The organism is Cryptosporangium sp. NPDC048952, from assembly GCF_043197895.1.
Classification (GTDB): Bacteria; Actinomycetota; Actinomycetes; order Mycobacteriales; family Cryptosporangiaceae; genus Cryptosporangium.
Genome location: NZ_JBICTY010000004.1, coordinates 318,052 through 330,286, shown reverse-complemented (window position 1 = coordinate 330,286; position 12,235 = coordinate 318,052). Strand labels below are relative to the sequence as shown.

The following is a 12,235-nucleotide window of genomic DNA, read 5'->3' as shown; positions in this document are numbered from 1 at the left end:
CGATGTCGGAGATCGCGGGGTGGGGCGGGGCGCTGGTTCTGCTCGCCGGGTACACGCTGCTGTCGCTGGGGCGCATCCCCGGCGGGGGGTGGTACCACGCGTTCAACCTGGTGGGGGCCGCCGGCCTGATCGTGAACGGCGCGGCGCACGGCGCCTGGCCGTCGACCATCCTCAACGTGGTGTGGGTGGCGATCGGGGGCGTGGCGCTGGGCCGCCTCCATCACGCGTCGCGCACTCGTACGCGCCCACTCGCTGCACCGGAAAGCGGCGGCGCCGGCCACGCGCGCCCTACCTAGCGCGGCAGCGCGTATCCCCGGCGGATGGGAGTGGTTGGCGTGTTGGGTGGGCGGGGTGCATCTGGGCTTGTTATTTTTGAGCCATGTCGGAGTCGTATGCCACTGTGGACGCGTTGGCTGCTGCCGCCGGGGTCGGGCGGAGTCCCGCGCGGTTGCGGCAGCTCAAATGGGTCACCGGGGAGCTCGCGGTGTTCGTCACCCAGCAGGTGGACGCGGACCCGACCTTCCGCCGCCCGCGCTCACTGCGTGACTGGTTCGACCCGACCCTCATCGGCCCGTTCCTCGCCGCCGCGGACGCGGGCTCGCTCCGGCGCCGCGGTTCGGCCGGGCGCCCCTCGGGCGACGCGACGCGCAGCGTCCGGCGGAGCTGTCTGCGGATCCTGGCGCACCAGGCCGGATTGGACGATCCGGTGCCGGACGAGGTGCCCCGCCCCGCTCCCCTGACCCGGGTGGACCCGGTGCCCGCGGGAATGGCGCTGGGCCACCTCGCCACCCGCGCGGACCGGACGCGCTCGGCGGGCGCGGTGCGTGCCGCCGCGATGGCCGCTGTCACCCGTGAGTTGGGGCTGCGCACCGGTGAGATGGCGGACCTGACGCTCGCGGACGTCGACCTCGCGGCCGGGAAGCTGACGTGGCGGCCGGCGGCGCCCCGGTCGGGCCCGTCGCCCGAGCCGCGCACCGCCACGTTGACGCGGGGCACGCTCGCGGCGCTGCGGGACTGGTTGGAGGTTCGCCCGGCACTGGTGACGATGGCGCCGCGGTCGAAGGCGCTGTGGGTGTCGATTCGGGGGAACCACGACGGGTCGGGGGTGCGTCGGCCGCCCGGGATGCCGTTGCGTCCGAACGGGATCCGGCGTTCGCACGAGCGTGCCGTGCAGGATTGCAACGTGAACCTGGCCGGTGAGCCGGGGTACGAGCCGCTGCCTCGCGTCCCGGGTCGCCTACGCCCGGACGAGCCCGAGGCCTGAACGTGCGCGGGAGGACTCCGCTGCCGGCGCCCCTTGGCCGCGGAGTCCTCCCGTTGTGGCGCGCCCCGGCTGTCGCCGCCGCACCGGCGACAGCCGGTAGTGCGCTGCCAGGGATCAGCTTTCCGAGGTGGCGTTTCCTCGGGGCATCCGAAGAGTTTCGGCTCTGGAACATCTCCGGACGGACGGCACGCCCCTCGCGCCCGCGATACCGCACCATTTTGCCCACATACGTTACTTTCTATCCGTGTTCATACCTGCACACGAACACCCGATCCGAGCCCTGGCCCGAGCGCTGGCGCTACCCCTAGCGCTGGGCGCAGCACTGCTGGCCGCACCCCCAGCCGCCGCGGCCCCACCCCCCGCCACCCACGCGGCCGGAGATCCCGCCGCCGGCCCGGATACGAATCCGGCGGTGGAGCCGAGGGTGGAGCCGTGGGTTGAGGGAGAGGCGCCGCTGGGGCCCGAGGAGCTGACTACGTCGATCGGCCGGATCGGGTTGGTGTTGCCCGGGCAGCAGGTCACGTTGGTCGGGGCAGGGTTCCGCGCGGGAGAGACGACGCAGGCGACGCTCGACCCGGTCACCCCGGCCGCCGTCCCGCTCGGCACCACGACGGCGGACAGCAGCGGTGACGTCAGCCTCCCGGTCACCCTCCCGACCGGGCTCGACGTCGGCGAGCACACGATCATCCTCACCAGCACCGACGCCACCCGGACCCTCCGGGTACTCACTCCACCCACCACCCTCACCAGCAACGGCACCGACACCCAGGCCGTGGCGCTCCCGATCCCCGTCGGCGGCTGGGTGACCCTGCTCGACGCCACGGAAGAACCCGTCACCCAGGTCACCAGCCGCGACCAGGGCGTCTACTCCCTCGACCCGTCGACCGGCCGCGTCACGTTCGTCCCGAAGAAGATGTTCTGGGGCGCGGTCCGCCCCGCGCACTTCCGGCTCACCGACGCCGCCGGCCAGACCGTGCAGGGCACCTACGCCCCGAAGGTCGACGCCCGCCCCCTGCCGTTCGTCCGCGCCGCGGAGCGCACCCTCACCGACGCGAGCGGCGACAAAGCCCAGGTCGGCTGCACCGCCGGCCCGATCGCCGTCGTCAAGTGCGAAGCGACGCTCACCGCCGTCGTCGGCAGCGAGGACGTCGTCCTGGGCACGGGAACCGGCGAGACCGCGACCCCGGTCGTCGGCACCCGGCTCGCGGACGTGACGCTCACCCCGCACGGCCGCCGCCTGGCCGGACGCCCCGGCGGCATCCCGGCCGACATCACCGTGCGGATGTGGGTCCCGGACGTGCCCGAGCCGCTGGAAGCCACCGGCACCACGGTCCTCACGGCGCTGACCGTCAGCGCGCCGCGGGCGATCCGCTATCCCGCGGGGGTCCTCGACATCCCCGACGCCGACCTGCCCTATGTGAACGCGCTGCGCGCCCGCCTGGCCGACGTCACCACCGTGACCTGCACCGGCGGCACCGACAACCTCGGCGACCCGGAGACCAACCGGAGCGTCGCCGAGGATCGCGCCCGCCGCGTCTGCGAATACCTCACCGCCAACACCGTGAGCGGCCAGGTGCGTGCCGTCGTCCGGAGCGTCGGCGCGGATCAGCCGGTCGCCGACAACTCCACCGAGGAGGGACGCGCCCGCAACCGCCGCGTCGAGATCGCCTTCGGCTACGCCCCCGAGGCGAGCAGCTAGATCAGCTGGTCAGCCGCGTCGATCCCGCGCACGACCCACGACTTCCCGTTCCACAGCACGCGGATGTCGCAGTCGGCGAAACTCTTGCCGTCCAGCCGGCCCCGGGGCTGACCGAGCGGGCTCGTCCCCGAGCGCGGGCTGCGGTCGTAGGACACCGCGACCGTCATCACCTGGCCGGCGAAGTCCTCGATCGTGTTCGCCTCGCGCACGGTGTAGACGCCTCCCTGCAACGACCCACCGTCGTTGTAGTTGTCCTGGATGACGCCGATCGCGGCCGTGCATTCGCTGCACTTGCCGTCGCTGGCCTTGCGGAGCAGATCGACGTCACCGGTCTGCACGCCGTAGCTGAGCACCGAGAACCAGTACTCGGTGAACGCGGCCGCGCCGACCGTGTCGTGCTGGCCCGCCTCGGGCGAAAGCGCCGGTGGCGTCGGCTTCGCACTGGACGGAGCGGACGACGGCTCGATCACCGAGCCGGCGTTCGACTCGGACGAACAACCGACCATCGCCACCACGAGACTCACAGCGGCGACGACTCGAGCTGTCCGGGCAGCACGCATCGCACCACCCCGTCTCGCGATCACGCCCGGAAGATTAACCGTGGATAACCACGAGTGGCGTGCGTTCACGTGAACTGCGTCCGCTATCGAGTCAATTCCCCGGGAAATACCGAAAACCGTGATCTCCGCGTGACACATAGCGGTAGTCAATCAGGAGAAATTTGCACAATGCGTCACAAGAAAATTGCTCTCCGAAGTTGACGCAGCGTTCTGACGATCTGCACTGCCAGTAAAGCTACTGATGCGTAGACTCCGCCCACGAAGCCTCGACGCGGAGGGCAGCACAGATGGCAACCGGGCGGTTTCGCCGACTCCAGGCGTCGCGTCGCAAGGAGCTCGAGGCGGATGCCGCCTCCCAGGCCCCTCCCCGCCCCGGCCGAGCAGCCCCCTGGATGGTGGCCGGTGTCGTCGCCGTGCTGGTCTTCGGCGCCGTGACCACCGGCTACGTGGTCGCCGCGCACGCCGGCTGCGACGGAACCCCGACGACCCTCTCGATCGTCGTCTCCCCCGACCAGGTCGACGTCCTGCGCAAGGCGGCCTCGACCTGGCAGGACGGGAAGCCGTCGGTCGACGGCCGCTGCGCGCGGATCGAGGTCACCGGAGCGGCGTCCCGCGAGGTCGCGGCCTCGCTCAGCCCCGACCAGGAGCCCGGCGGCCAGGACGGGCCCGCCCGCCCGGACGTCTGGATCCCGGAGTCCGACAGCTGGGTGCTCTCCGCGGCGCGCCGCGAGGACGTCGCCCGGATGGTCAGCGGTCAGCGCACCAGCGTCGCCACGTCGCCGGTCGTGATGGCGGTGCCGCGCCCGATGGCCGAGGCGCTCGGCTGGCCGGCCACGCAGGTCTCCTGGTCCGACTTCGTCGGCATGCACTTCCTGAAGAAGACGTGGAAGAACTACGGCCACCCGGAGTGGGGCAGCATCAAGCTCGGCATGACCGAGCCCACGACGTCCACCGCGGGCCTGCTCAGCCTGGTACCGATCTCCGACCGCAACGGCGACGACACGATCTCGCTCGACGAGGCCAAGTCACTGCTGGTGTTCAGCCGCTCGGTCACCGACCGCCAGGCCGACAGCGCGCCGTTCTACGCGGCCCTCCGCGGCGCCGCCGACGCGACCGCCGCGATGAAGACGATCAGCGCGTTCCCGTCCCTCGAGCACGACCTCGCCACCTACAACGCCGCCAACCCGGCCGTGAAGCTCGTGCCGCTCTACCCCGGCGAGGGCACGGTGTTCGCCGACTACCCGTACACGATCCTCAACGCGTCGTGGGTCGACTCGTTCCGGCGGAAGGTCGCGCTGGCGTTCCAGGACTTCCTGCAGACCAGCACCGCCCAACGCATCTACGGCGACGCCGGGTACCGCGCCCCCGACAAGTCCACCCGCTACGCCGAGACCAAGCTCGGCGTACTGGGCTTCTCCAACCAGGTCGGCGCCGTCGCCCGCACGGTCGGGTCCGCGGACACCGTCGACCGCACGATCGTCTACTGGACCGCGCTGGAGCGCACGACGACATTCCTCGCCGTCGTCGACACGTCCGGGTCGATGGTCGAACCACTCGGCGCCAAGACCCGGATGCAGGTCGTCCAGGAAGCCGCGATCAAGGCGATCTCGCTGTTCGACGACGACTCCCACGTCGGACTGTGGCAGTTCTCCACGAACCTCGTCGGCAGCCAGGACTGGCGCCAGGTCATGCCGCTCACCCGAGCCGGGTCGACCGACAAGGCCACCGGGAAGCCGTTCCGCGAGGTCGGCATCCAGAAGGTGCTGGGGCTGAGGCCCGGCGGCAACACCGGTCTCTACGACACCGTGCTGGCCGCCTACAAGTACATGCAGAAGAACTGGCAGCCCCGCCAGCTCAACCTCGTCGTCGTGCTCACCGACGGGCGCAACCAGGACGACAACGGCATCAGCCGGCCCGGCCTGCTCAGCGCGTTACGGTCGATCCGCCAACCCGACCGGCCGGTGCAGGTGATCACGCTGGGTCTCGGTGACAGCGTCGACGAGGCCGAGCTCCGGGACATCTCGAACGCCACCGGCGGCAAGTCCTACAAAGCCAAGGATGCCGACGATCTGGAGCGGCTCTGGCTCGCCACGATCCTCGGTGAGTCACCGCCGAAGTAGGCCGTTCGGCGGGTGGGCGGATCGCCCGGACAGCGTCAGAAGTCGAGACGTGGAATGGGGTGTGCCCGCCCCTCGTTACCTCATCCGGCGTGGCATCGTTAGGGCCGTCGGAATGACGCGGGTCACAAGGTGCGTTTCGCTCATTGTTTCCGCAACTGCAGCATGGTTAGCGAAGTGTTTTCAATTCGTTGCCCACAACTGCGCCCATCCGGGTGATGGTTGGACTTGCGGTGAGGGACGATGATGTGAGCGAGAACACAGGCTCGATGGTGAGCCGCCCGGCAGTACCCGCTTCACCGAGAGACCTGGCATGACAGCACAACAGCAGTTCCACCAGACAGTCCAGAACCACCAGTTCCCCCTGACCGGAGACCCTTCGATGTGCCCGCATGAGCCGCAGTGCCCTTCGTTCGAAGCCCCTGACCGGGACGCCGCGACGACCCTCGCGAACCACCCAGTCCAGGGCTGGAGCCTGCTCTGCAACGGCGTGATCGTTTTCGAAGACACCGGTGAGCTGCTGCCCGACGGCCGCTGCGTCGACCCGTGTCGACCGGAACCCGCGCACGCCGCCGCCTAGCTCACCGGGCGGCACCGACGCCGCGGCCGGGCGCTTCGTCGTTCGCGCGAAACGACGAAGTGGTCGTAACCCCGCGGGGTTACGACCACTCCGTACACCCCGTCAGGAGATCGCGAACGCCTCGGGCGACGGGCACGAGCACTGCAGGTTGCGGTCGCCGTAGGCGCCGTCGATTCGGCGGACCGGGGGCCAGTACTTGTCGGCGGTGCGCCCCGACGGGTACGCACCGAGCGCCCGATCGTACGGGTGCTCCCACTCCCCCGTCACCATCGCCGCGGTGTGCGGCGCGTTCACCAGCGGGTTGTCGTCCGCCGGCCAGGTTCCGTCAGCAACGGACGAAATCTCCGCGCGAATCGCGATCATCGCGTCGCAGAACCGGTCGAGCTCGGCCAGATCCTCGGACTCGGTCGGCTCCACCATCAGCGTGCCGGCGACCGGGAACGACATCGTCGGCGCGTGGAAGCCGTAGTCGATGAGCCGCTTCGCGACGTCGTCCACGGTCACGCCCGTCGACTTGGTCAGCGGCCGCAGGTCGAGGATGCACTCGTGGGCCACCAGGCCCCCGGAACCCGCGTACAGCACCGGGAACGAGTCCTTCAGCCGCGCCGCGACGTAGTTCGCCGCCAGCACCGCCGCCCCGGTGGCCTCCACGAGCCCTTCCGCGCCCATCAGGCGCAGGTACACCCACGGCACCGGCAGGATCCCGGCCGAACCCCACGGCGCCGCCGAAACGGGCCCCGGGCCGGTAGCGGGCCCGGCATCCGAACGCAGCGGGTGGTTCGGCAGGTACGGCGCCAGGTGCGAGCGCACCGCGACCGGCCCGATGCCGGGGCCACCGCCACCGTGCGGGATGCAGAACGTCTTGTGGAGGTTGAGGTGGCTGACGTCGGCCCCGAACTTGCCGGGCTTGGCGAAGCCGAGGAGCGCGTTGAGGTTCGCCCCGTCGACGTACACCTGGCCACCGGCGTCGTGCACGAGCGCGCAGACCTCGGTGATCGTCTCCTCGTACACCCCGTGCGTCGACGGGTAGGTCACCATCAGCGCGGCGAGCGAGTCCCGGTGCTTCTCCACCGAAGCCCGCAGATCGTCGAGATCCACGTTGCCCCTGTCGTCACAGGCGACGACAGCCACCCGCAACCCCGCCATCACCGCCGACGCGGCGTTCGTGCCGTGCGCCGACGACGGGATCAGGCAGACGTCCCGGTGATCCTCGCCGCGCGACCGGTGGTACGACCGGATCGCCAGCAGCCCCGCGAACTCCCCCTGCGACCCGGCGTTCGGCTGCAGCGACACCGCGTCATAACCGGTGACTTCGGCGAGCCACCGCGACAGGTCGTCGATCATCGCCGTGTACCCGGCGGTCTGCGACGACGGCGCGAACGGGTGGATGTTCGCGAACTCCGGCCAGCTGACCGGCTCCATCTCGGTCGTCGCGTTGAGTTTCATCGTGCAGGAGCCGAGCGGGATCATGCCGCGGTCGAGCGCGTAGTCCCGGTCGGAGAGCCGGCGCAGGTAACGCAGCATCGCGGTCTCCGAGCGGTGCTCGGCGAAGACCGGGTGCTCCAGGTAGCTGTCGTCACGGACCAGCGCGTCCGGGATCGCGTCGTTGGTCTCGACGTCGAGCGCCGCCACGTCCAGCGCGGTGACGTCCACACCGACGGCGGTCCAGACGGCACGCAGGTGCTCGAGCGTCGTCGTCTCGTCGCAGGAGACGCCGATCGTGTCGTCGTCGACGCGCAGCACGTTCACACCGGCGGCAGCGGCCGTGGCGATCACGTCGTCCGCGCGCCCGGGCACCGGCACCCGGATCGTGTCGAAGAACGGGCCGGTGACGCGCAGCCCGGCGGCCAGTACCGCGGCCATGCGGTGGGTCCGCAGCGCGATCTGGCGGAGCCCGTCCGGCCCGTGCCAGACCGCGTACGCGCCGGCCATCACCGCGAGCAGCACCTGCGCGGTGCAGATGTTGCTGGTGGCCTTCTCCCGGCGGATGTGTTGCTCACGCGTCTGCAGCGCGAGCCGGTAGGCGGGGGCGCCGGCGGCATCGCGGGAGACACCCACCAGGCGACCCGGGAGCGACCTGGCCAGCCCCTGCGAGACCGCCATGTACCCGGCATGCGGCCCACCGAAGCCGAGCGGAACCCCGAACCGCTGCGCCGAGCCCACCGCGATGTCCGCGCCGAGCGAACCCGGCGAGCGCAGCAGGCACAGCCCGAGCAGGTCGGCGGCCACGGTGACCAGGGCCCCGCGCGCATGCGCCGCAGAAATCCACGCCGACGGATCCCGCAACTCCCCCGAACTCCCGGGGTACTGCACCAGCACCCCGAAGTACGGCTCGTCCGGCAGCTCGTCGGTGATCACCAGGGTGATTCCCAGCGGCTCCGCCCGCGTCTGCAACACCCCGAGCGTCTGCGGGTGCACGTCCGGATGCACGACGAAATTGTTCGACGTGATCTTCTTCGCCGCCCGGCGGGCCAGCGTCATCGCTTCGGCGGCCGCGGTCGCCTCGTCGAGAAGAGAGGCACCGGACACCGGCAGACCGGTCAGGTCGCTGACGACGGTCTGGAAGTTGAGCAGTGCCTCGAGGCGGCCCTGGGAGATCTCCGGCTGGTACGGCGTGTAGGCGGTGTACCAGGCCGGGCTCTCCAGGACGTTACGGCGGATCACCGGAGGGGTGATCGTGTCGTAGTAGCCGAGGCCGATCATCTGGGTCATCGGGCGGTTGCGGGCCGCCAGCGCGCGCAACGCGGCGGTGGCCTCCGGCTCCGAGAGCGCGGCCGGCAGGTCGAGCTGCTGGTCGAGCCGGATCGAGGCAGGGATCGCCGCGGACAGGAGCGCCTCGACGGACGGCTGCCCGACGGCCTCGAGCATCGTGGCGACGTCGGTGTCGGACGGGCCGATGTGGCGGCGCGAGAACGGGCTGACGGCAGCGAGGGACGCGAGCGACGGGCGGTCGGTCATCAAGCACTCCGGGGGTGTCAGGACACGGCGGACCGGTCTCCCCCTCTGTCATCGGTACCTGAGAGCTTCACCCGTCGAACAATGGGCTTGCACCGTCGGTGAGGCGCGTCACTGCGCCTGCTTTCCAGAGTCGTCCGCACCGCACGGTCCGTGGGCCTGAGAGGTTCCGGGGAGGTTGCTCCTTCGGCGCCCTGAGCCGGCTGCCCAGGGACTCTCCCGCACGGGGTGATGACGCAGGTACCAACCTATCAGCCGGTGCGGCGAGTCGCCCTTCGGCGGGAGAGCTCGTCGGAGTCGGGGCGCGACGCCGGAGCCGGGCTCCCGTTCGCACGCTCACCGGGCAACTTGGCCAGTGAACCCTCGATTTCGCGGAACGCACCACCGACGGCGATGCCGAACACGCCCTGACCGCCCTGGAGCAGGTCCACGACCTCTTCCGGTGACGTGCACTCGTAGACCGTGGTGCCGTCGGACAGCAGCGTGATCCGCGCCAGATCCTCGACGCCACGCGCGCGCAGCTGGTCGACCGCCAGCCGGATGTTCTGCAGCGAGACCCCGGCGTCCAGGAGCCGCTTGACGATCTTCAGGACGAGGATGTCGCGGAACGAGTAGAGCCGCTGACTACCGGATCCCTGCGCGCCCCGGATGCTCGGCTCGACCAGCCCGGTACGCGCCCAGTAGTCGAGCTGCCGGTAGGTGATGCCGGCGACGTGACACGCGGTCGGGCCGCGATAGCCGACGTTCTCGTCCGGGCCCGAACCGGGCTCCGGCTCGAACAGGACACCCTGGCCGTCGCCGGCGTAGGTATCCAAAGGAAATCCGTCGGGCACAAAGGGCCCCCCGACCGGGAGCCCGGCCGTACCGTCGCGCTTGACCACCGCTGACCTCCGCGCGTGTGCCGATCCACTGTGCCCCCGAGACCTCAACGTAAGAGGACGGTGAACACCGGTCAACGTCCGGCGGCGGCGTGTCGCGACATCTCTGCGCAACAGAAAAGCATACATTACATCAAAACGGGGCATAATGCCCGGAATACCGTTCGGCCCGGTGCACCGACGGTATTCCCCTGACAGCCGCTACGCCACCGGGTCGGCTCAACCGGCCCCTGAACGGCGGCCGCTCAGCTTCCGGCGAAATCCTCCGGTGAAATCGTGTCGAGGAATTCGCGGAACTTCGCGACCTCGTCCTCCTGCTCGTCGGGAATGATGATCCCCGCTTCCTCGAGCACCGCCTCCGCACACGTGATCGTCACCCCGACGCGCAGCGCGAGCGCTATCGCGTCGGACGGCCGCGAGCTGACCCGCACACCGTCACCGATAACCAGTTCCGCATAGAACACGTTGTCGCGCAGCTCGACGATCTCGACCTTGCGCAGCGGTGCGTCCAGCGCCCCGAGCACGTCCTTGAGCAGGTCGTGGGTCAGCGGCCGGGTGGGCCGCACCCCCTGCTGCTCGAACGCGATCGCCGTGGCCTCTACCGGGCCGATCCAGATCGGCAGGTAACGATCACCGGCGACCTCCTTGAGCAGGACGATCGGCTGGTTGTTCGGTAGCTCGACCCGCACACCGACGACGTTGAGCTCCTTCACCCGTGCCTCACCCAGCCTCCGCACTCACGCGCGCGGGGCCCGGCGAGGCCCCACCGCGCGTCCTAGCTTGCCTCTGTCGAACGTACACGCCACGGCCTTCCCCGGCGCGGCGCGCTCACCCTCCGAGGGACCCGCGCAGGCGCGCCTGGACGAGCGCGGTGTGCAGCCGCAGCGAGAGCGCCGCGAGCTCGCGCACGGTCTCCTCGGCGCGCGCCTTGGCCTCCGGGCCGCGCTGCCGCGCCACCGGGGCCACGACCTGCTCGAACAGTCCGACCTCCCGGTCGGCCGCGGTCTTGTACCCGCGCAGGTGCCGAGGTTCGAGACCGAACTCCGCCATCCGCGCGACGGTCTCGGCCACCACGACGCCGTCCGCGTCGTACCAGCCGGCCCCGCGGGCAGTGATCAGACCGAAACTCTCGATCTGTTTCAGCTGTGCGTCCGTGATGCCGGTCCGTTCCAGCAGCTCGGAGCGGGAAAGACGGACATCGATCTCAGGTCGGGAGAAATCGCCCGCCGCCGGAAGGGACTCGGCGTCCACCAGCTCACGTGCCGGGGAGGGCGCACCGCGCCCGGACCCCTGCAGGTGCTCGCGGATCACGCGCAGCGGGAGGTACTGGTCCCGCTGCGCGGCCAGGACGTACCGCAGCCGGTCGACGTCCTCCGACGAATACTTGCGGTAACCCGCAGGGGTGCGCTCCGGCTCCACGAGCCCTTCGGACTCGAGGAACCGGAGCTTGGAGATCGTCGTGTCCGGGAACTCCGGCCGGAGCTGGGCGAGAACCTCGCCGATGCTCAGAAAGGACCGGGCGGAGGACCCGGACGGCGTCACGGTGCAACCCCCTCCGCGGCCCGCATTGCTGCAGTCCCCGACCCCGTCACGGAGTGGCTCCCGGACCGGCATGCTTGGGCCCCGACAGGAAGACGAGCCGGAACTTGCCGACCTGCACTTCGTCGCCGTTCGCCAGAGTGGCGGACTCGACCCGCTCCCGGTTGACGTAGGTGCCGTTGAGGCTGCCGACGTCACGGACCACGAAGACACCCGCCTCGCGGCGGAACTCGGCGTGGCGGCGCGAAACCGTCACGTCGTCGAGGAAGATGTCGCTCTCCGGGTGACGCCCGGCCGTGGTGACATCGCTGTCCAGGAGGAACCGGCTACCCGCGTTCGGACCGCGGCGGACGACGAGCAGCGCCGAACCGGCCGGGAGGCTCTCCGCGATGCGGGTACCTTCGGGGTCGTTGCCGCCGCCGGCCTCGGACGCCTCGACGACCGCATCGTCGATCGCGCCGAGAATCATCGTCGAGGTGACGTCAACCTGCTGCTGATCGTCCTCGGAATGGCGGCTCATCGCACACCTCCGGCTTTGCGGGCCCGCAGGCACGGCGGAGCGAGTGCTGGAGGGGCACCCTTCAAGTTCGATCGCCTCCCGGTCTTCGTCTGTCGGCCGCTCGCGCGGCTGAGTACCTGCGTG

Annotated in this window: 11 protein-coding genes and 1 riboswitch; of the genes, 5 read left to right on the top strand and 6 right to left on the bottom strand. The window is 70.5% G+C overall.

What is annotated here, in order from left to right:
• The first annotated feature begins 2 nt into the window (after window positions 1-2).
• From ACGFY5_RS24020 to ACGFY5_RS24010, 3 genes are all read left to right on the top strand, one after another.
• On the top strand, window positions 3-296 hold the full coding sequence (locus ACGFY5_RS24020; RefSeq protein ID WP_392723025.1) for a hypothetical protein: 294 nt from the start codon (window positions 3-5) through the stop codon (window positions 294-296).
• 83 nt (window positions 297-379) lie between these two features.
• Window positions 380-1,264 carry a hypothetical protein gene (locus ACGFY5_RS24015; protein ID WP_392723024.1) on the top strand — a complete coding sequence of 295 codons (885 nt, stop codon included), beginning with the start codon at window positions 380-382 and terminating at the stop codon, window positions 1,262-1,264.
• 244 nt (window positions 1,265-1,508) lie between these two features.
• Window positions 1,509-2,963, top strand: coding sequence for an OmpA family protein (locus ACGFY5_RS24010; RefSeq protein ID WP_392723023.1), 1,455 nt, complete (start codon window positions 1,509-1,511; stop codon window positions 2,961-2,963).
• Here the strand turns inward: ACGFY5_RS24010 and ACGFY5_RS24005 are convergent.
• Window positions 2,960-3,523 carry a DUF6318 family protein gene (locus ACGFY5_RS24005; protein WP_392723021.1) on the bottom strand — a complete coding sequence of 188 codons (564 nt, stop codon included), beginning with the start codon at window positions 3,521-3,523 and terminating at the stop codon, window positions 2,960-2,962. The two genes, ACGFY5_RS24010 and ACGFY5_RS24005, sit on opposite strands and share 4 nt — an antisense overlap.
• A 287-nt stretch (window positions 3,524-3,810) precedes the next feature.
• Here ACGFY5_RS24005 and ACGFY5_RS24000 point away from each other — a divergent pair, with 287 nt between their 5' ends.
• Window positions 3,811-5,643 (top strand): substrate-binding domain-containing protein, encoded by a 1,833-nt coding sequence (locus ACGFY5_RS24000; RefSeq protein ID WP_392723020.1) that lies wholly within the window; start codon window positions 3,811-3,813, stop codon window positions 5,641-5,643.
• 379 nt (window positions 5,644-6,022) lie between these two features.
• A complete protein-coding gene (locus ACGFY5_RS23995; protein ID WP_392723906.1) occupies window positions 6,023-6,220 on the top strand; it encodes a DUF5999 family protein in 198 nt (65 codons plus the stop codon).
• Between the two features lie 102 nt (window positions 6,221-6,322).
• Here the strand turns inward: ACGFY5_RS23995 and gcvP are convergent, their stop codons facing one another.
• The 5 genes from gcvP to ACGFY5_RS23970 form a co-directional block, all read right to left on the bottom strand.
• The gene (gene gcvP / locus ACGFY5_RS23990) at window positions 6,323-9,178 is read right to left on the bottom strand and encodes an aminomethyl-transferring glycine dehydrogenase (RefSeq protein ID WP_392723018.1); all 2,856 of its coding nucleotides are present in this window, start codon (window positions 9,176-9,178) and stop codon (window positions 6,323-6,325) included.
• Window positions 9,179-9,312: 134 nt separating this feature from the next.
• Window positions 9,313-9,407, bottom strand: a riboswitch (glycine riboswitch).
• 19 nt (window positions 9,408-9,426) lie between these two features.
• Entirely contained in the window at window positions 9,427-9,990 is a 564-nt protein-coding gene (locus ACGFY5_RS23985; RefSeq protein WP_392723017.1) for a MerR family transcriptional regulator, read from the bottom strand.
• Between the two features lie 308 nt (window positions 9,991-10,298).
• A complete protein-coding gene (locus ACGFY5_RS23980) occupies window positions 10,299-10,766 on the bottom strand; it encodes a bifunctional nuclease family protein (RefSeq protein WP_035856122.1) in 468 nt (155 codons plus the stop codon).
• Window positions 10,767-10,881: 115 nt separating this feature from the next.
• Window positions 10,882-11,595: a MerR family transcriptional regulator gene (locus tag ACGFY5_RS23975; RefSeq protein WP_392723016.1), complete on the bottom strand. Its 714-nt coding sequence runs from the start codon at window positions 11,593-11,595 to the stop codon at window positions 10,882-10,884.
• A gap of 46 nt (window positions 11,596-11,641) precedes the next feature.
• Window positions 11,642-12,112 (bottom strand): FHA domain-containing protein, encoded by a 471-nt coding sequence (locus ACGFY5_RS23970; RefSeq protein ID WP_392723014.1) that lies wholly within the window; start codon window positions 12,110-12,112, stop codon window positions 11,642-11,644.
• Window positions 12,113-12,235: the final 123 nt, after the last annotated feature.